The organism is Roseovarius salincola (assembly GCF_026891095.1).
GTDB lineage: Bacteria > Pseudomonadota > Alphaproteobacteria > Rhodobacterales > Rhodobacteraceae > Roseovarius > Roseovarius salincola.
The window spans coordinates 25,198-43,589 of the sequence record NZ_JAPTNL010000014.1 but is presented as its reverse complement, the minus strand read 5'-3'; the positions used below and the strand labels follow the sequence as shown (position 1 = coordinate 43,589).

Below are 18,392 nucleotides of genomic sequence, written 5' to 3'. Positions count from 1 at the left end.
ATGTGGCAGACCCTCAATCACTCGGTCGAACTGGGCTGGGAATTCTATGCGCCCATGATCCTGTTCGTGGTGCTGTGCGCGCTGGCTGTGCCGGTCTGGGCTGCCATCGGCGCGTCGGCCATCATCATGCTGCTGATGTCAGGCGCGATGCCGCTCAGCCTTGTTGGCGAAAGCCTGTTCGACGGCATCGACGCCTTTGCGCTGACCGCCGTGCCGCTCTTTATCCTGACCGGCGACGTGCTGGTGCGCACCGGGCTCAGCCGCAAGTTCCTTGACGTGGCCGAGGCGCTGACCTGCTTTGCCAAGGGCGGTTTCGGCTCTGCCACGGTGCTGGTCTGCGGCATGTTCTCGGCGATTTCGGGATCGGATGCAGCGGGTGCTGCGGCCGTAGGGCGGATGACCATCGACCGGCTGGTGGAATCGGGCTATCCGCGCCCCTATGCCTGCGCGCTGGTGGCGGCGGGGGCCTGTACCGGCATCCTGATCCCGCCTTCGATCGCCTATATCATCATCGGCCTCGTGCTGGGGATATCGGCATCGACGCTCTTTCTGGCGGCGGTGGTACCCGGGCTTGCGATCCTCATTTCGATCCTCGTGACCAATATCGTGGTCAACCGCATCTATGGCTACGAGGGCGGCGGCGGCGTGTCGTTCTCGGAATGGCTGCGCAACCTGGGCCGCGCGCTGGCGTCGGGCTGGTATGCCTTCATCGTCCCCGCGATCATCTTCGGCGGTATCTTCTCGGGCAAGTTCACCCCGACCGAGGCCGGTGCCACGGCGGTGATCGTCACCATCTTCATCGGGTTCGTCCTAGGCACGCTCAAGCTGGCGGATTTCCCGGCGATGCTGGTCAGTTCGGCCAAGGTGAACGGGGTGATCCTGCCGATCATCGCCTTCTCGCTGCCGCTGGCGCAGGCGCTGGCGGTCCTTGGCGTGCCGCAGGGCTTCGTGCAGACCGTCACCGGGATCACCGACGAACCCGCCATCCTGATCCTTTTGATGATCGCCATCCTGATCGCGGCGGGCTGCGTGATGGAGACCACGCCCAATATCGTGATCCTCGCGCCGATCCTGAAGCCACTCGCCGACAATATCGGCATGAACGAAATCCAGTTCTGCGTGATGATGATCACCGCGCTGGGCGTCGGCTTCATCACGCCGCCACTGGGCCTGAACCTGTTCGTGGTCTCGGGCCTCACCGGCGAATCCATCCTGCGTATCGCCGCCCGCGCGGTGCCCTTCGTCTTCTTCATGCTGCTGGTGGTACTGCTGATCGCCTATGTGCCCGCGCTCTCCATCAGCCTGTTGCCCGACATTTACAAATAGGATTTCTCATATGGCTCAAGAGTATCTGAAGAAGGCCGCGCTGACCTCGCAATCGGGGGCGTCGGACGTGCATGAGACCGTCCAGACGATCCTCGACGATATCGAGGCGGGCGGCGATCAGGCGGCGCTGGATTATGCCGCGCGGTTCGACCAGTACGAGGGCAATATCGTCCTCACCCGCGACGAGATCGAGGCGGCCAAGGCAAAGGTGCCCGAAAAACTGCGCCATGACATCGCCTTCGCCCATGACAATGTCCGCCGCTTTGCCGAGGCGCAAAAGGAAACCCTGCGCGATATCGAGGTCGAGGTCGTGCCGGGCCTGATCGCGGGTCAGAAAAGCATCCCCGTAAGGGGCGCGGGCTGTTACGTGCCGGGCGGGCGCTACAGCCATATCGCCAGCGCGATCATGACCGTCACGACAGCCAAGGTGGCAGGCTGCTCGCATATCGTCGCCTGCTCGCCGCCGCGCCCCGGTGTGGGCGTGAACCCGGCGATCATCTATGCCGCCGATCTGTGCGGCGCGGATACGATCCTGGCGATGGGCGGGGTGCAGGGCATCGCCGCGATGACCTTCGGTCTTTTCGGCCTGCCGCCCGCGAATATCCTCGTCGGCCCCGGCAACCAGTTCGTCGCCGAGGCCAAGCGCATCCTGTTCGGGCGCGTCGGGATCGACATGATCGCCGGTCCCACCGACAGCCTGATCCTTGCCGATGCCAGCGCCGATCCCGAAATCGTCGCCACCGATCTGGTGAGCCAGGCCGAGCATGGCTACAACTCGCCCGTCTGGCTTGTGACCGATGATCGCGCGCTGGCCGAACAGGTGATGGAGCTGGTCCCGCGCCTGATTGGCGATCTGCCCGAGGTGAACCGCCAGAACGCCGAAGCCGCATGGCGCGACTACGCCGAGGTGATCCTATGCGCCGACCGCGAAGAGATGGCCGCCACATCGGATGCTTATGCCCCCGAACATCTGACCGTGCAGGCGGGCGATCTCGACTGGTGGCTGGGGCGGCTCAGTTGCTATGGCTCGCTTTTCCTCGGCGAAGAAACCACCGTCGCTTTCGGCGACAAGGCCAGCGGCACCAACCACGTTCTGCCGACCTCGGGCGCGGCGCGTTATACCGGCGGGCTCAGTGTGCATAAATACATGAAGATCGTCACCTGGCAGCGCGCCACTCGCGACGGATGCCGCCCCGTCGCCGAAGCCACCGCGCGGATCTCGCGGCTCGAGGGGATGGAGGGGCACGCGCGCAGCGCCGACATCCGGCTGCGCAAGTATTTTCCGGGTCAGAATTTCGACCTTTCGGCCAATGGCTGATCCCGCGCGCCTGTTCGATCTGACCGGCAAGGTCGCCTGCGTCACCGGCGCCAGTGCCGGGCTGGGCCGTCGCGCCGCCAGCGTGCTTGCGGCGGCAGGGGCCGAGGTGGTCGGCGTCGCCCGGCGCAAGGACGCGCTGCAGGACTGGCAAGGCGAGACCGGCGCCCGCGCCGCCATCGTCGCCCATGATGTTTCGCAGCGCGACACGCTGCCCGATCTTGCGCGCCTTGTGGCCGAACCCTTCGGCCCGCCCGATATCGTGGTCCATGCCGCGGGGATCAACCGCCGCGAACCCGCCGATGAGGTGACGCCCGAGGGCTGGGACATCACCCTTGGCCTCAACCTCGGGACGCCGTTCTTTCTCAGCCAGCAGCTTGTGGGCGCGATGAAGGAGAAAGGCTGGGGCCGGATCCTCAATTTCGCCTCGCTTCAGACCTTCCGCGCCTTTCCCGACGGCATCGCCTATGGCGCCAGCAAGGGCGGTATCGCACAGCTGACCCGCGCCATGGCCCAAGCTTGGTCACCCCACGGGATCACCGCCAATGCCATCGGGCCGGGCTTCTTTCGCACCGAACTGACCGCGGCGGTCTTTGACGACCCCGAGCGCGCCGCGCGCAACGCCGCGGCCACCTGCATCGGGCGCAATGGCGAGGTCGGGGATATCGACGGCCCGCTGCTGTTCCTGGCCTCGCCGGCCTCGGATTACGTGACCGGCCAGGTTCTGATGGTCGACGGGGGGTTCACCGCAAGATGAAGGCGCTTGTCTATACCGGCCCCGAGACCCTGACCTACCGCGACGCGCCCGAACCCCGGCCAGACGCAGGCGAGGTGCTGATCCGCGTCGAAAGCGTCGGCATCTGCGGCTCCGACATGCATGCCTATCTCGGTCATGACGAACGCCGCCCCGCGCCGCTGATCCTCGGTCACGAGGCGGCGGGCATGATCGCGATGGGGCCGCGCAAGGGCGCCCGCGTCACCATCAACCCGCTGGTGACCTGCGGGGCCTGTCCCGCCTGCCTCGCCGGGCGCGACAATCTTTGCCCCACGCGGCAGATTATCTCGATGCCGCCGCGCGAAGGCGCCTTTGCCGAATGGCTGGTGATTCCCGAAACCAACCTCGTGGCGATGCCCGACCACGTCACCCCCGACCAGGCGGCGCTGGCAGAACCCATCGCCTGCGGCTGGCATGCGGTGCGGCTGGGGCTGGCACGCCTTGCGACTGGCCACACGCCGCGCGCATTGGTGATCGGCGGCGGGGCGATCGGGCTTGGCGCAGCGCTCAGCCTGGCGGCGCAAGGGGTGGGGGATGTCACCATGCTGGAACCCAGCGCCCCGCGCCGCCGCTATCTCGAATTGCATTGCGACCAGAAGGTGCTTGCGCCGGATGCTGTCGACTCCGGCGCGCTTTTCGACATCGTGATCGACGGTGTGGGCTACGAGGCCACCCGCGCGCAGGCCTCGGCCCTGGCGCGCCCTGGCGGCGTGATCATGCATATCGGCCTCGGGAGTTCGGCAGGCGGGCTCGATATCCGCCGCATGACCCTTCAGGAAATCACCTTCATCGGCACCTATACCTACACCGCCGAGGATTTCCGCCAGACCGCCGAGGCGATGTTCGATGGTCGCCTCGGCGCGCTCGACTGGACGCAGACCCGAACGCTGGCTGAGGGGGCAGCGGCTTTTGCCGATATCCGGCGCGGTGAGGTCGACGCGCCCAAGATCATCCTGCGCCCGGGTTGACCGGGGCCGGGATGCGCGGCGCTCACATCACCTGGATCACATCCTTGTCGATGGCCAGCATGTAACCGCGCCGCGCGATGTTCTTGACCAGCAATTCGCTGACCATCTGGTTGCCCAGCGTGTCACGCAGCCGCTTGATCCGGGTGGCCCCGGCCGCCTCGTCGCAATCGGCGGCATTGCGCCCGGAAATCACCGCCTCGATTTCGGCGCCGGTCAACACGTCGTCATCCATCCGCGCCTCGGCCAGAACCGCGAGTGTCTCCATCGCCGCGGCGGTCAGGGTAAAGCCCATGTTGTTGAGGTAAACAGCGTTCTCGTCGCGGCTGATCAACAGCGAGCTCACCTGGATGCCCGAGCGTTCGATCTGCGCCATGCGCCGGTTCATCGCCACCAGCATCACCAGGAACACCAGCGCCGCCACCAGCAGCGCCGCCGCAAAGACCAGCAGCACGAACATCACCATCCGGTAGCTGGTCAGCGTTTCGGAAAACGCCGTGCCCGACAGCGCCAGGATTTCCAAAAGCTTGATTTCGGCATCGGTGGTCAGGGTGTCGTTCTCGACGAAGATGCGCTCGACACGCGCATTGAAGGCATTGGCGTCGGGCAGGCTCAGAAACAGGAAGATCGCGGCCAGCGACAGGATCGCCACGATCGCGACGACACCGAAAACCACCACCCGGTTGCCCGAGCGGCGTGCCTCTGCGGCCGTTGCGCTTGTTTCCCTCAAGGGCCTGTCCTTTCTAGTTGTTCTTCACCGACAGCACCTTGAGCAGGGTCAGCCCCTGACGCGTCAGCATCTGTTGCAGCTGGGCGCGGGCGTTGGCCTTGGTGCATGGGCCGCTGATCTGCGCCACGTCGTAGAACAGTTCAAGCGGATTGTCGCGCTTGGCCTTGTATTCGGCAAAGCAGGCGGCCTGCGCTGTGGCTGCGGCGCCCAGCGTCATGACCATGGCGGTCGCGAGGATGATGATATTCCGTTTCATGCCAAGACCATGCGCGCAACCGCTTGGCTATTCAATATCCGAGGCACCGGTCAGGGGCGTTTCGGGTGCGTTATCCGATAACAGCGCGGCGTTATTGCCTGTTCTTTCGTGGCGGGCGCAATCTTGGGTATCAGCCTGTCCCATGAAGGGGCGGGCGCTGCCGGATCAACAGAAGGAACAACCGGCGCCCATGACAGCTGAAAGGACATCCCGTGCTTCACCGCAAATTCATTGCAGCCATCCTGGCCTCTGCCATCGCGATCACCGGCATGACAGCGGCGCCCGCCCGTGCGGATAACGACGCTGCCAAGATCATCGTTGGTGCCGCCGCTTTGGCGCTCATCGGCGCCGCCGTTGCCGATGCGCGCCAAAGCGGCAATCACTCGGTCTACCGCAATCAGCGCTCTTACGCCCCGAAAAGGGTCTATCGCCCCGCACCCGTGAACCGCGCCGCGATCATTCCGCATCGCAGGGTCCAGAGCCCTTATCATCAGGCGCGTCACCAAGGCTATCAGCAGCGCAGCGCTTCGGGCAGCCGCGTGGCCCTGCCCAATGCCTGCCTTATGCGTGCCAACGGGCAGCGCTCGGTCTACAACGCGCATTGCCTGCGCCGTCACGGTTATCGCTGAACCAGGCAGAAGAACCGGGCAGGTGAAAGGGAAGGGCAGGGCTCTTCCCTTTTGCATTCGGCGCCCCGTCATGCCATCAGACGGCATGAATACCGGTCCCGACTTCTCTCTCGAAATCGCCGCGCAGGCTGGCGGCGCGCGCCGCATCGCGGGTGTTGACGAGGTCGGGCGCGGCCCCCTTGCCGGTCCGGTCACGGCGGCGGCTGTGGTGCTCGACCCCGCGCGCCTCCCCGAGGGGCTGGACGATTCCAAGCGCCTCACCGCCAAACGCCGCGCCGAACTGCATGAGGCCATCTTCGCGATGGCCGAAGTGTCGATCGCCCATGCCAGCGTCGAAGAGATCGACATGATCAACATCCTTCGCGCCAGCCATCTTGCGATGGAGCGCGCCATCGCGGGCCTGTCCATCGCGCCCGATCTCGCGCTGATCGACGGCAACATGATCCCGCGCGGGCTGACGGTTCCGGCGCAGGCGGTGATCAAGGGCGACGGCAAATCACTCTCCATCGCGGCGGCTTCGATCGTGGCGAAAATCACCCGCGACCGGGTGATGTGGGATTTGGCGCAACAGTTTCCCGGCTACGGCTGGGAGACCAACGCCGGATACCCGTCGAAAAGCCACAGGGCGGCGCTTCAAAATATTGGGCTGACCCCTCACCATAGACGTTCCTTCAAGCCCGTCCACAATATCTTGTATCAAGCAAAATCAATAAGTGACTGATTCAAAAAAGAAATTGACGGCGAATCGGCTTTGACTCATCTTTGTCACCAACCAACCAGAGCGCAAAAAGCGCCGGGGACAGAGGCAGAGAATGAAAACGATGACCAAGTCGAAGGGCGCGGATGCGCTCCCCCTCAATACGATTCTCGATGGCGATTGCGTCGAGGCGATGAACAGCCTTCCCGAGGCGTCCATCGACCTGATCTTTGCCGACCCCCCCTATAACCTGCAACTGCGTGGCGACCTGCATCGCCCCGACAACAGCACCGTCGACGCGGTCGATGACGCCTGGGACCAGTTCGCCAGCTTCGAGGTCTATGACAGGTTCACCAATGACTGGCTCAAGGCGGCGCGCCGCCTGCTGAAGCCCAATGGCGCGATCTGGGTAATCGGCTCCTATCACAACATTTTCCGCGTCGGCGCGGCGTTGCAGAATAACGGGTTCTGGATCCTAAATGACGTGATCTGGCGCAAATCCAACCCGATGCCCAATTTTCGTGGCAAGCGCCTGACCAATGCTCATGAAACGATGATCTGGGCCAGCAAGCAGGAAGGCGCGAAATACACCTTCAATTACGAGGCGCTCAAATCGCTCAATGACGGGGTGCAGATGCGTTCGGACTGGGTGCTGCCGCTTTGCACCGGCCATGAACGCCTGAAGGACGAGAACGGCGACAAGGCCCACCCGACCCAGAAACCCGAAAGCCTGCTGCACCGCGTTCTGGTCGGCAGCACCAATCCCGGCGACGTGGTGCTTGACCCGTTCTTCGGCACCGGCACCACCGGCGCCGTCGCCAAGATGCTGGGCCGCGACTATATCGGCATCGAGCGCGAGGCCGCCTATCGCAAGGTCGCCGAGAAACGCCTTGCCAATACCCGCAAGTATGACCGCGAGTCGCTTCAGGTCTCGGCCTCCAAACGCGCCGAACCGCGCGTGCCCTTCGGCCAGTTGATCGAACGCGGCATGCTGCGCCCCGGCGAGGAACTTCTGAGCATGAACGGCCGCCACAAGGCCAAGGTGCGCGCCGACGGCACGCTGATCGGCGATGACGTCAAGGGCTCGATCCACCAGGTCGGCGCCGCCCTTGAAGGCGCGCCCAGCTGCAATGGCTGGACCTACTGGTGCTTCAAGCGCGACGGCAAGACCGTCCCGATCGACCTTCTGCGCCAGCAGATCCGCGCCGAGATGGCCGAACGCCCGATCTGATCGTCACGACATTCGAACACCGCCGGTGCCCGTGGCCTGACATCACGGGCACCCTACCTCTGCCCCGCCTTCCATGGCGGGGCTTTTTTGGGTTGATTGATGGCTGCGTGAACGCTCGCTCTGCGCGACCTTGTTCAGAACAGCCCCTCGGGCGGGTCGGCCACGATGCGCCCGGAGGCCAGGTCGACGGTCGGCACCGCCTCGCGTGTGAAGGGCATCAGAACGCTGGCGGTCATCCCCGGCGCGTGGATCTCCAGCAGGTCGCCCGCCCCGTGATTGAGCACCGCCTTCACCCGTCCCAGCGGCGCGCCGCCGGTGTCGAACACCTCCAGCCCGATCAGGTCGGCGTGGTAGAACTCGTCATCGGGCAGGGCGGGCAGGCGGTCGCGCGGGGCATAAAGGCGGACTCCGCGCAGCGCATCGGCCTGTTCCTTGGTGTTCACGCCAGACAGCCGCGCGATCAGCGCGCCCTTGCCGCTCTGCCCGGTCAGGGTGATCTCGAAGCTGAGCGCCCCATCCTCGCTTTCCAGCGGACCATAGGCGGCGATATCCTCGGGCTCTGCGGTAAAGCTTTTCAGGCGCAGCTCGCCCTTGACGCCAAAGGCGCCTGCGATGGCGCCAAGACAGATGCGTTGCGAGTCACTCATCCCGTTTCTCCCCGGCAAAGACCGTCGCTGACCGTGCCACCCGCCTCGGTGCAGCGTTCAAGATGCTGGTAGCGTTCATAGAACACACCGGCGCTGAACAGAACAACCATCAGGATCAGGGTGCGGACCGGGCGCAGCATGGCCTATCTGACCTCGGTGGGCAGATGGCCGCGCCGGTCTTCCCAGCCGGCGCGCTCGAGTTCCGGGGTCTCGCTCACGGCTTCGGGCCAGCCGACGCAGAGATACCCCACCAGCGCCCAGCCCCCGGGCACCCGAAGGTCGCGCGCCAGTTGGTCGGGATCGAGAATCGACACCCAGCCAACGCCCAGCCCATAGCTGCGCGCCATCAGCCAGAAATGGGTGATCGCGCCCACCACCGAATAGCGGCGCATCTCGGGCATGGTTCCCGCACCCAGCCCCGCGCCCTTGTCGGTGCCTTCGTCGCAGAACACCGCCAGTTGCACCGGCGCGTCGGTCATGCCCGACAGTTTCATGCGGCTGTAAAGCTGCGCGCGTTCGCCGTCGTAACCCGCAAGGGCGGCGTCATTGGCGGCGCTGTAATTGTCCAGCGCCGCCTTGCGCGCCGCAAGGCTTTCGACCCGGACAACGCGCCAGGGCTCGCTCAGCCCGACTGAAGGGGACAACAGGAACGTGTCGAGGCAGGCGCGCAGCACCGCCTCGTCCACCGGGTCGGTGCGGAAGCGGCGCACATCGCGCCGCCACCGCATCAGGTCGATCAGCCCGGCCTGAAAATCCGGGGTGAAACGCGACATGCCCGATTCCCCTTTGCCAGCTTATTCCTCGCTGGCGGCCTCTTCTGCGGGTGCTTCCTCGGCGGGGGCAGCAGCCTCGGCGGCCTTGGCGGCCTTCTCCTCGGCGCGTTCCTTGGCCTTGGCACCCGGCGCGCCCTTCTTGGGGTTCGCGCGTTCCTTTTTGGCCAGCACGCCTGCGGCTTCCAGCATCCGCGCGATCCGGTCCGACGGCTGCGCGCCCTGGTCCAGCCAGTACTGCACGCGCTCCATTTTCATGCGGACGCGGTCTTCGCTGTCCTTGGGCAGAAGCGGGTTGTAGGTGCCCAGCTTCTCGATGAAGCGGCCATCGCGCGGCATGCGGCTGTCGGCGGCGACGATGCTGTAATGGGGGCGTTTCTTGCTGCCGCCACGGGCGAGACGGATTTTCATGGCCATTGGTGTATCTCCTTTTGGAATGGCTTGGGTTCGGTGCGCTTGACCTTGCACCTTACGACTGGTGTTTCTGGTGGTGCCGAATGACTTCGGCGATGATGAAGTTCAGGAACTTCTTGGCGAATTCCGGGTCCAGATCGGCCCGGGTCGCTAGGTCTTCAAGCCGTGCGATCTGCTGCGCCTCGCGGGCGGGATCGGACGCGGGAAGGTCGTGATCGGCCTTGAGCCGGCCCACCGCCTGAGTGCGCTTGAACCGTTCGCCCAGCGTATAGACAAGGATCGCGTCCAGCCGGTCGATGCTGTCGCGGTGGTCCTTCAGAAGGGCGGCGGCGCGGGCGGTGGCGTCATCAGTCAAGGGGAAACCCTTTCGGTTGGAAAAGCGGGTCGCAGTAATGGTTGATCTCCATCTCGATTCCGTCGGCCAACTGACCCGATTTCAGGGTCTCGGGCGAGGGGTGGCGATAAACCGCGTCATTTCCGTCGATGGTGGCGGCATCGTGGTCCTTTGTGGCGCCCAGCCGTTCGGCCAGCCGGATCGAGTCGAGGTTCTTGGGGTCGATATAGCTGACCGCCCCGTCCCAGCCGAGCTCCCGGTAGAAATAGCCCCGCGCCGCGTGGGTCGCCTCCAATGCGTAACCGTGACCGGCCTTTTCGGGCCAGATGATCCAGGCGATCTCCTGCTCGGGCCAGCCGGCGGGAAACCAGCCACCGGCCATGCCGAAGGTCTCGTCGGTTTCCTTGTCGTGGATCATCCACATGCCATAGCCGCGGATGTTCCAATGGCCGATTTCGGCAGCATAGAGCATCCAGCTTTCGTAGCGGTTGAGCGGCCCGCCCATGAAGCGCGAGCGATACGAGCTGAAGGTCGCCTTGAAATCGGGGTAGTCCTCGGGCTCGGGGCCGCGCAGCACAAGGCGGCGGGTCTCCAGCGTCGGTATGTGCCGGGTGGGCATGTCAGCAACCCTCCCCGACGAGGCGGAAAGGGGCGCGATACGCAAAGGGGCCTGTGCCCCGGTACTGGTCAAAACGCTGCATCAGGTCACTTCTTCTTGCCAAAACCGCTGAGACCGGGCGGCAGACCGCCGCCACCACCAAGGCCGCCCATGCCGCCCATGCCGCCTGGCAGCTTGCCACCCATGGCCCTGGCGGCCTCTTCCATCGCCTTGGGATCGTTCATGTCGGGCATGCCATCCTTGCCGAACATGCCCTTCATGGCCTGTTTCAGCATGCCGCCTTTGCCCATCTTGCCCATCTTCTTCATCATGTCGCCCATCTGGCGCTGCATCTTCAGAAGCTTGTTGAGTTCGGACACTTCCAGTCCCGCGCCCTTGGCGATCCGCTTCTTGCGGCTGGCCTGCAACAGCTTGGGGTTGGCGCGTTCCTTCTTGGTCATCGACTGGATCAGCGCGATCTGGCGGGCCAGCACCTTGTCGTCGATCCCGGCGGTTTCCATCTGCTTGGCCATCTTGCCCATGCCGGGCATCATGCCCATCACGCCTTCCATGCCGCCCATCTTCTGCATCTGCTCAAGCTGCATCTTCAGGTCGTTCATGTTGAACTGACCCTTCTGGAAGCGCTTCATCATGCGTTCGGCCTGTTCGGCCTCGATGGTTTCCTGCGCCTTTTCCACGAGGCTGACGATGTCGCCCATGCCAAGGATGCGCCCGGCGATGCGTTCGGGCTCGAAGGTCTCGAGCGCGTCCATCTTCTCGCCAAGGCCGACAAAGCGGATCGGCTTGCCTGTGACCGCGCGCATCGACAGGGCCGCGCCGCCGCGCCCGTCACCATCCATCCGCGTCAGCACCACGCCCGAAACGCCGATCTTGTCGTCGAATTCCTCGGCCACGTTCACCGCGTCCTGGCCGGTCAGACCATCGACCACCAGCAGGGTTTCGCGCGGGTTGGCCACGTCACGCACGGCGGCGGCCTGGGCGATCAGCTCCTGGTCGATATGCAGCCGCCCGGCGGTGTCCAGCATGTAGACGTCATAGCCGCCAAGCCCGGCTTGCGTCTTGGCGCGTTTCGCGATGGCGACCGGGTCCTCGCCCTTGACGATGGGCAGGGTATCCACCCCGATCTGCCTGCCCAGGATCTCAAGCTGTTCCATGGCGGCGGGGCGGTTCACGTCCAACGAGGCCATCAGCACCCGCTTGCCGTCGCGCTCCTTGAGGCGCTTGGCCAGCTTGGCGGTGGTGGTGGTCTTGCCCGAACCCTGCAAGCCGACCATCAGGATCGGCGCGGGCGGATTGTCGATCTTCAGGGCGCCGGGATCTTCATCGCCTGTCAGGGTGTCGACCAGCGCGTCATGCACGATCTTGACCACCTGCTGACCGGGCGTGACCGATTTCGTCACCGACTGGCCGGTCGCCTGATCCTGCACCTTCTTGATGAATTCGCGCGCCACCGGCAGCGAGACATCGGCCTCCAGCAGGGCCACACGCACCTCGCGCAGGGCGGTCTTGACATCATCCTCGCTCAGCGCGCCCTGCCGGGTCAGGCGATCGAGCACACCCGAGAGGCGTTCGGACAGATTTTCAAACATCTCAAGCGCTCCTTCGCCCGTTGCGTTCTGGCCCTTCAGATAAGAAGAGCCGGCCCATATGCCAATCTCCCCCGTGGGCGAAACTCGCTGACGGGGGGCGATCCCGGCCTGAGGCCATGGGACCGGAAGCTTGACGGACTTCCGGAATATCCGCGCCAATTACTGCGCGCGCGCGACGGAGTCAATATGAGAGCGTTATATGGTCTGTCAGGGCGTTGGCCGCACGACGGCCGGTGGGGTCCTGCGTAACCGCGACCCCACCTGGCAGGAACGCCGTCAGGCCGCCTTTTCAAGCGCCTCGATCTGCCCTGCGGCCTTTTCAAGGCTGGCGGCGGAATCCAGCGCCAGTTGATCGGCAGCCACAAGCGTCACGTCATCAAGCCCGACAAAGCCGAGGATATGGCGCATGTAGGTGCTGGCATAGTCGATCTGCGACCCGGCCCCGGTCCCGCCTGACGCCATCGCCAGGATCACACGCTTGCGGCCCAGAAGGCCCTCGGGGCCGGCCTCGGTATAGCGGAAGGTGACACCGGCGCGGCAGACATGGTCGATCCAGGCCTTCAGCGCGGCGGGCGGGGCGAAGTTATAGACCGGCAGGCCGATCACGATGGTATCGGCGGCCTGCAACTCCGCGATCAGATCATCCGACAACGCCAGTATCTCTTTCTGGGCCGTGCTGCGGGCGTCGGGGTCGGTGGTATTGGCATTGATCCAGTCCTCGCTCAGCTGCGGCACCGGGGTGTCGGCCAGATCGCGGCGGATCACTGTCGCATCCGGCCAGCGGGCGACGATCCGCCCGCTCAGATCGCGGGTGATCGACCCCTCGCGGCGGGCCGAGGCATCGAGTCGAAGAATGGTCTGTGACATGGGGCGTCTCCGGTATCGGGGGTTTCAATCTGCTTGCGGATTAAATCGGCCTATGCCTTTTCAAACGCAACCTTTCGTGAGAAACAGAAACTGTTGATAAACGCACAGAAAGCCGCCGGGTCAGAAAAATGGATAACTGGGACGAAATCCGCACCGCCTATAACGTGGCCCGCATCGGCACGGTCAGCGGCGCCGCCGAGGTTCTGGGCGTGCATCACGCCACCGTCATCCGCCACATCGACGCGCTCGAAGGGCGGCTCGGGGTCAAGCTCTTTCAGCGCCACGCGCGCGGCTACACCCCGACCGAGGCGGGCGAGGACCTGTTGCGCGTCGCACAGGCCACCGACGATCAGTTCGCGCAGCTTTCGGGCCGCATAAAGGGGCGGGGCAACGATGTCTCGGGCGAGCTGGTGGTCACGTCGCTGGGCGGCCTCAGCCATCTTCTCGTGCCGGTGCTGGCCGAGTTCCAGGCCGATTACCCCGACCTCGTGGTGCGCTACCTGACCGGCGACCGCCTCTTCCGGCTGGAATATGGCGAGGCCCATGTGGCGATCCGCGCCGGGTCCGTCCCCGATCAGCCCGACAACGTGGTGCAGCCCTTCTTCAAGCAGAAGATCACCCTGTTCGCCAGCCAGACCTATATCGCGCGCCACGGCCTGCCCGCCTCCGAAGCCGAGCTGCCCGACCATTACTTCGTCGGCGCCGACGATGCCAATTCCCGCGCGCCTTTCTTTCGCTGGCTGCGTGATACGATCCCCGCCGCGCATATCCGATTCCGCAGCGGCGATGTCCATGCGCAGCGCCGCGCCATTCAGGAAGGTGCCGGGATCGGCTTCATGTCGCGGCTTCAGGCACGCGAGAGCGGCGACCTGACCGAGGTGGTCTCTCCGCGCGAGGACTGGGAGGCACCGCTCTGGCTTGTCACCCACATGGACCTGCACCGCACCACCAAGGTCCAGGCTTTCCTGAATTTCCTCAAGGATCGCTCAAAGGACTGGGACGACACATGAGCCAGGCCCTGCGCGGCCACCTGGCGATGCTGGCCTTTTCCGGTCTCATCGCGGGCTCCTTCGCGCTGGGCGCGATGGCGGCGGGCGATATCGCGCCCACGGCGCTGAATGCGGTGCGCTTCATGATCGCGGCGGTGATCGTCGGGATTGCCGCCCATGTGACCCACGGGCTTGAACGCCGCGCCTTTCGCGCGCCCTGGCGCTATCTCGTGCTCGGCGGGGCGATGGGGCTTTACTTCGTGCTGATGTTCGAAGGGCTCAAGACCGCCGCGCCGGTCTCGGCGGCGGCGGTATTCACGCTCACCCCGCTGGTGGCAGGCCTGTTCGGCTACCTGCTGCTGCGCCAGGTGATGACCCGCCGCATGGCGCTGGCGCTTGGCGTTGGCGCGGGCGGCGCGCTCTGGGTGATCTTCGACGCCGACGTTTCGACGCTCATGGCCTTCGAGATCGGCCGCGGCGAGATGATCTATTTCTGGGGCTGCGTCGCACATGCCTTCTATACGCCCATGGTGCGCCGCCTGAACCGGGGCGAACCGCCGGTGGTGTTTTCCTTCGGCGCGATGATCGGCGCGGCCCTTCTGGTGACGCTCGCGGGCTGGGATGCGCTGCGCGCGACCGACTGGGCCAGCCTGCCGCCGATCGTCTGGATCACGCTGGTCTATGTCTCGCTGGCTGCGACGGCGATGACCTTCGTGCTGTTGCAATACGCGTCGCTGCGCCTGCCAAGCGCCAAGGTGATGGCCTATACCTACCTCACGCCGGTCTGGGTGATCTGCTGGGAGGCGGCGCTGGGCCATGGCGTGCCGCCCGCCATGATCCTTCTGGGGGTCGCGATGATCATGCTGGCGCTGGTGCTCTTGCTGAAGGACGAGCACCCGGCCTGAGCCCGCCTGCGCCGGTTCAGCCGTCCTGACCGGTCGCGTCGCTGTTGCCGGGAAACTCGGCTGCAAGGAATTTCTCGAACGCATCGAGGTTCACCGCCTCGAACTGGCCGAAACTCTGCATCCATATGCTGGCGTCGCGCAGCGCGTCGGGCTCGAGCTGGCACCATTTGACCCGCCCGCGCCGCTCCTGGCTGATCAGCCCGGCGCGGCTCAGGATGCCAAGATGCTTCGACACCGCCGCCAGCGACATCTCGAAAGGCTCGGCCACGTCGCTCACCGCCATGTCATCCTCCAGCAGCATCGACAGGATCGCCCGCCGGGTCGGATCGGCCAATGCGTGAAAGGTGATGTCAAGACGATGGGACATGGCTGGCATTAAGCGTGCCCCCCGGGTTTCGTCAACCGTTTGGTTGAATATGCCCAATGCGGCGAATTTGCCCTGTCCGGGGGCGCGGCAGAATGCCCGCTCTTTCGCGGCGAGGTAAAATATACCTTTAATTCAATGGCTTGTACGTGGAATGCATGGGCGCTTCCTGCGCTTGACTCGGTTGGCGCCCCCGCTTAGCAAAGGCGCAACCATTCCAAGGGGTGAACCACCGTGACCGATCCCGACGAAAGCGAGCGCCTGGCGCGGCTTGAGGACAGGATCAAGGCTCTCAGGCAGAGCAAGGAACCGCGGCACCACTCCGAGGAACACTACAGTCAGGCGCAGGTCGGCTGGCGCATGGTGACGGAACTCGTGGCCGGTCTGATGATCGGTTTCGGCATGGGATACGGGCTTGATGTGCTGTTCGGCACGCTGCCGATCTTCCTTGTGCTGTTCACGATGCTGGGGCTTGTGGCGGGCATCAAGACGATGATGCGTAGCGCCCGGGAACTCCAGCGACAGGAAAGCGCCCGCGAGGGCGGCGGTAACGACAACGACGCGGACGCGGGCGGCGAGAAGAGGACGAAAGATGGCGACTGAAGCGCAAGGCGAAGAAGGCGGTCTGGTTTTCCACCCGATGGATCAGTTCATCGTCAAGCCGCTCTTCGGAGACGGCCCGGTGGGCCTGTTCACGATCACCAACGTAACCTTGTGGATGGCGCTGACCGTGATTGCGGTCATGGCGCTGTTGGTTCTGGGCACGGCGAAACGCGCGACGATCCCGGGGCGGATGCAGTCCATCGGCGAACTGGCCTATGGCTTCATCTACAAGATGGTCGAGGACGTGGCCGGCAAGGATGCCGTGGGCTTCTTCCCCTATATCATGACGCTGTTCATGTTCATCGTCTTCGCCAACTTCCTCGGCCTCTTGCCGATGTCCTTCACCACCACCTCGCATTTCGCGGTCACCGTGGTGCTGGCGCTGCTGGTGTTCTTCACGGTCACGATCGTCGGTTTCGTCAAGAACGGCAGCGCCTTTCTCGGCCTCTTCTGGGTGAAAAGCGCGCCACTGGCGCTGCGTCCGGTCCTGGCCGTGATCGAGATCATTTCCTACTTCGTGCGCCCGGTCAGCCACTCCATCCGTCTTGCCGGCAACCTGATGGCCGGCCACGCGGTGATCAAGGTCTTCGCCGGCTTCGCCGCGATCGCCCTGGTCAGCCCGCTCTCGGTTGTGGCGATCACCGCGATGTACGGGCTCGAAGTTCTGGTGTCCTTCATCCAGGCCTATGTTTTCACGATCCTGACCTGCGTTTACCTCAAGGATGCGCTGCATCCCTCGCACTAAGGTTCCCCCGCCAAACACACTCTTATCTAAACTTCCAATCGTAAGGAGATACATCATGGAAGGCGAACTCGCACATATCGGCGCCGGTCTGGCAGCAATCGGTTCCGGCGCTGCCGCTATCGGTGTTGGCAACGTGGCAGGCAACTTCCTGTCGGGCGCTCTGCGCAACCCCTCGGCTGCGGCCGGTCAGACCGCGACCCTGTTCATCGGCATCGCATTCGCAGAAGCACTGGGCATCTTCTCGTTCCTGGTCGCTCTGCTGCTGATGTTCGCCGTCTAAGCCTTACGGAACCTTTCCTTACGCGCGGGCGGCCTGTATTACGACCACGGGCCGCCCGATAGTGAGACCCAGTTCCGATGGAGGACGCCATGGCGACCGAAACCCTAGGGGAAACCACAAGCACCTGTGTCGTTGACGGCTCCGCCGTCGGCATGCCGCAGCTGTGCTTTGATTGGTGGCCCAACCAGATTTTCTGGCTTCTGGTCACGCTGGCCGTGATCTTCTTCTTCCTGTCGCGCGTCGCGCTGCCGCGTATCGCGTCGGTTCTGGCCGAGCGTCAGGGCTCCATCACCAACGATCTTGCCGCCGCCGAGGATCTGAAGTCCCGTGCGCTCGAGGCCGAGGAAGCCTATAACAAGGCCCTCGCCGAAGCCCGCACCGAGGCGCAGAAGATCATCGCCGAGGCCAAGGCCGAGATCCAGGCCGATCTTGACGACGCCACCGCCAAGCCGGATGCCGAAATCGCCGCCAAGCTGGCCGAAAGCGAAAAGAAGATCGCCGAGACCCGCGCCAGCGCGATGGAAGCGGTCAAAGGCGTGGCCAAGGATACCGCCGGCGAACTGGTCGCCGCGATGGGGACCAAGGCCGATGCGCGGACCATCACCGCCGCGGTGAACGCACGGATGAAGGGATGAGCGCCATGAGATATCTTGCAACGCTGACCGCCCTTCTTGCCGCCAGCCCCGCGCTGGCCGCCTCCGGGCCGTTCTTTTCGCTGGGCAACACCGATTTCGTGGTGCTGCTGGGCTTTCTGCTGTTCATCGGGGTGCTGTTCTACTTCAAGGTGCCCGGCCTGATCGGCGCCCAACTCGACAAGCGCGCCGAAGGCATCAAAGGCGAACTCGACGAGGCCCGCGCCCTGCGCGAAGAGGCCCAGGCCCTTCTGGCCGACTACGAGCGCCAGCAGAAGGAAGTGCAGGAGCAGGCCGATCGCATCATCCGCCACGCCAAACAGGAAGCCACCGAAGCCGGTGAACAGGCGCAAGAGGATCTCAAGGCCTCGATCGCCCGCCGCCTCAAGGCCGCCGAGGACCAGATCGCCTCTGCCGAGGCCAGCGCGGTGCGCGAAGTCCGCGACGAGGCCATCCGAGTCGCGATCGGCGCCGCCAAGGACGTGGTCGCCAAGAAGATGACAGCCACCGACGGCAACAAGCTGATCGACGACGCCATCGCCGAGGTCGACGCCAAGATGCACTGACGGACCGAACCGCCGTCTGTCATGCGAAAGCCCGGACAATCGTCCGGGCTTTTTCATTTCCGTGGCTTGCGACCTGAATGGCGGTTGGGCGGGACGCAAGGGAATTTCAATGCCCGGCCCGAACAGCACCGAAGGTGCCGGGCT

General features: G+C 64.6%; 25 protein-coding genes. 14 read left to right on the top strand and 11 right to left on the bottom strand.

What is annotated here, in order from left to right:
* From N5A93_RS14535 to N5A93_RS14520, 4 genes are read left to right on the top strand one after another with little or no spacing between them, the layout of a single operon-like run.
* Positions 1–1,326 (top strand): TRAP transporter large permease, encoded by a 1,326-nt coding sequence (locus N5A93_RS14535; RefSeq protein ID WP_268955826.1) that lies wholly within the window; start codon positions 1–3, stop codon positions 1,324–1,326.
* A gap of 10 nt (positions 1,327–1,336) precedes the next feature.
* Entirely contained in the window at positions 1,337–2,644 is a 1,308-nt protein-coding gene (hisD, locus tag N5A93_RS14530; protein WP_268955825.1) for a histidinol dehydrogenase, read from the top strand.
* Entirely contained in the window at positions 2,637–3,398 is a 762-nt protein-coding gene (locus N5A93_RS14525; RefSeq protein WP_268955824.1) for an SDR family NAD(P)-dependent oxidoreductase, read from the top strand. The genes hisD and N5A93_RS14525 overlap by 8 nt, the downstream gene beginning before the upstream one ends.
* Positions 3,395–4,384: a zinc-dependent alcohol dehydrogenase gene (locus N5A93_RS14520; RefSeq protein WP_268955823.1), complete on the top strand. Its 990-nt coding sequence runs from the start codon at positions 3,395–3,397 to the stop codon at positions 4,382–4,384. The genes N5A93_RS14525 and N5A93_RS14520 overlap by 4 nt, the downstream gene beginning before the upstream one ends.
* Before the next feature lie 22 nt (positions 4,385–4,406).
* Here the strand turns inward: N5A93_RS14520 and N5A93_RS14515 are convergent, their stop codons facing one another.
* Positions 4,407–5,111, bottom strand: coding sequence for a winged helix-turn-helix domain-containing protein (locus N5A93_RS14515; protein WP_268955822.1), 705 nt, complete (start codon positions 5,109–5,111; stop codon positions 4,407–4,409).
* Positions 5,112–5,124: 13 nt separating this feature from the next.
* Positions 5,125–5,367, bottom strand: coding sequence for a hypothetical protein (locus N5A93_RS14510; RefSeq protein ID WP_268955821.1), 243 nt, complete (start codon positions 5,365–5,367; stop codon positions 5,125–5,127).
* 212 nt (positions 5,368–5,579) lie between these two features.
* On the opposite strand from N5A93_RS14510, the gene N5A93_RS14505 reads away from it, so the two are divergent.
* The 3 genes from N5A93_RS14505 to N5A93_RS14495 all read left to right on the top strand — a co-directional run bounded on the left by N5A93_RS14505 (position 5,580) and on the right by N5A93_RS14495 (position 7,924).
* Positions 5,580–5,996 carry a hypothetical protein gene (locus tag N5A93_RS14505; RefSeq protein ID WP_268955820.1) on the top strand — a complete coding sequence of 139 codons (417 nt, stop codon included), beginning with the start codon at positions 5,580–5,582 and terminating at the stop codon, positions 5,994–5,996.
* A gap of 85 nt (positions 5,997–6,081) precedes the next feature.
* The gene (gene rnhB, locus N5A93_RS14500) at positions 6,082–6,717 is read left to right on the top strand and encodes a ribonuclease HII (RefSeq protein ID WP_268955819.1); all 636 of its coding nucleotides are present in this window, start codon (positions 6,082–6,084) and stop codon (positions 6,715–6,717) included.
* A gap of 91 nt (positions 6,718–6,808) precedes the next feature.
* Complete coding sequence (locus N5A93_RS14495) at positions 6,809–7,924, top strand: site-specific DNA-methyltransferase (protein ID WP_268955817.1); 1,116 nt, start codon at positions 6,809–6,811, stop codon at positions 7,922–7,924.
* A gap of 134 nt (positions 7,925–8,058) precedes the next feature.
* Here N5A93_RS14495 and rimM read toward each other — a convergent pair whose 3' ends face one another.
* The 8 genes from rimM to N5A93_RS14455 all read right to left on the bottom strand — a co-directional run bounded on the left by rimM (position 8,059) and on the right by N5A93_RS14455 (position 13,164).
* Positions 8,059–8,571: a ribosome maturation factor RimM gene (rimM, locus tag N5A93_RS14490; protein ID WP_268955816.1), complete on the bottom strand. Its 513-nt coding sequence runs from the start codon at positions 8,569–8,571 to the stop codon at positions 8,059–8,061.
* Positions 8,568–8,711: a hypothetical protein gene (locus tag N5A93_RS14485; protein WP_268955815.1), complete on the bottom strand. Its 144-nt coding sequence runs from the start codon at positions 8,709–8,711 to the stop codon at positions 8,568–8,570. The genes rimM and N5A93_RS14485 overlap by 4 nt, the downstream gene beginning before the upstream one ends.
* 3 nt (positions 8,712–8,714) lie before the next feature.
* Positions 8,715–9,344, bottom strand: coding sequence for a 5,6-dimethylbenzimidazole synthase (gene bluB / locus N5A93_RS14480; protein ID WP_268955814.1), 630 nt, complete (start codon positions 9,342–9,344; stop codon positions 8,715–8,717).
* Positions 9,345–9,365: 21 nt separating this feature from the next.
* Positions 9,366–9,758 carry a 30S ribosomal protein S16 gene (rpsP, locus tag N5A93_RS14475; RefSeq protein ID WP_268955813.1) on the bottom strand — a complete coding sequence of 131 codons (393 nt, stop codon included), beginning with the start codon at positions 9,756–9,758 and terminating at the stop codon, positions 9,366–9,368.
* A gap of 52 nt (positions 9,759–9,810) precedes the next feature.
* On the bottom strand, positions 9,811–10,110 hold the full coding sequence (locus N5A93_RS14470) for a chorismate mutase (RefSeq protein ID WP_268955812.1): 300 nt from the start codon (positions 10,108–10,110) through the stop codon (positions 9,811–9,813).
* On the bottom strand, positions 10,103–10,708 hold the full coding sequence (locus tag N5A93_RS14465; protein WP_268955811.1) for a GNAT family N-acetyltransferase: 606 nt from the start codon (positions 10,706–10,708) through the stop codon (positions 10,103–10,105). Before N5A93_RS14465 ends, N5A93_RS14470 begins: the two co-directional genes overlap by 8 nt.
* 86 nt (positions 10,709–10,794) lie before the next feature.
* Complete coding sequence (gene ffh, locus N5A93_RS14460) at positions 10,795–12,297, bottom strand: signal recognition particle protein (RefSeq protein ID WP_268955810.1); 1,503 nt, start codon at positions 12,295–12,297, stop codon at positions 10,795–10,797.
* Positions 12,298–12,573: 276 nt separating this feature from the next.
* Positions 12,574–13,164: an FMN-dependent NADH-azoreductase gene (locus tag N5A93_RS14455; RefSeq protein WP_268955809.1), complete on the bottom strand. Its 591-nt coding sequence runs from the start codon at positions 13,162–13,164 to the stop codon at positions 12,574–12,576.
* A 128-nt stretch (positions 13,165–13,292) separates the two neighbouring features.
* On the opposite strand from N5A93_RS14455, the gene N5A93_RS14450 reads away from it, so the two are divergent.
* Both N5A93_RS14450 and N5A93_RS14445 read left to right on the top strand, forming a co-directional pair.
* Positions 13,293–14,174 (top strand): LysR family transcriptional regulator, encoded by an 882-nt coding sequence (locus N5A93_RS14450; RefSeq protein ID WP_268955808.1) that lies wholly within the window; start codon positions 13,293–13,295, stop codon positions 14,172–14,174.
* Positions 14,171–15,058, top strand: coding sequence for a DMT family transporter (locus N5A93_RS14445; protein WP_268955807.1), 888 nt, complete (start codon positions 14,171–14,173; stop codon positions 15,056–15,058). Before N5A93_RS14450 ends, N5A93_RS14445 begins: the two co-directional genes overlap by 4 nt.
* A 16-nt stretch (positions 15,059–15,074) precedes the next feature.
* Here the strand turns inward: N5A93_RS14445 and N5A93_RS14440 are convergent, their stop codons facing one another.
* Entirely contained in the window at positions 15,075–15,425 is a 351-nt protein-coding gene (locus tag N5A93_RS14440; protein WP_268955806.1) for an ArsR/SmtB family transcription factor, read from the bottom strand.
* A 231-nt stretch (positions 15,426–15,656) separates the two neighbouring features.
* Between N5A93_RS14440 and N5A93_RS14435 the strand changes: the two genes are divergently transcribed.
* The 5 genes from N5A93_RS14435 (at position 15,657) to N5A93_RS14415 (ending at position 18,248) form a co-directional block, all read left to right on the top strand.
* Positions 15,657–16,025 carry an AtpZ/AtpI family protein gene (locus N5A93_RS14435; RefSeq protein WP_268955805.1) on the top strand — a complete coding sequence of 123 codons (369 nt, stop codon included), beginning with the start codon at positions 15,657–15,659 and terminating at the stop codon, positions 16,023–16,025.
* A complete protein-coding gene (locus tag N5A93_RS14430) occupies positions 16,015–16,770 on the top strand; it encodes a F0F1 ATP synthase subunit A (RefSeq protein ID WP_268955804.1) in 756 nt (251 codons plus the stop codon). The genes N5A93_RS14435 and N5A93_RS14430 overlap by 11 nt, the downstream gene beginning before the upstream one ends.
* 55 nt (positions 16,771–16,825) lie before the next feature.
* Complete coding sequence (locus N5A93_RS14425; protein ID WP_007816449.1) at positions 16,826–17,050, top strand: F0F1 ATP synthase subunit C; 225 nt, start codon at positions 16,826–16,828, stop codon at positions 17,048–17,050.
* Between the two features lie 89 nt (positions 17,051–17,139).
* Complete coding sequence (locus N5A93_RS14420) at positions 17,140–17,685, top strand: F0F1 ATP synthase subunit B' (protein WP_268955803.1); 546 nt, start codon at positions 17,140–17,142, stop codon at positions 17,683–17,685.
* A gap of 5 nt (positions 17,686–17,690) precedes the next feature.
* A complete protein-coding gene (locus N5A93_RS14415; RefSeq protein ID WP_268955802.1) occupies positions 17,691–18,248 on the top strand; it encodes a F0F1 ATP synthase subunit B in 558 nt (185 codons plus the stop codon).
* Positions 18,249–18,392: the final 144 nt, after the last annotated feature.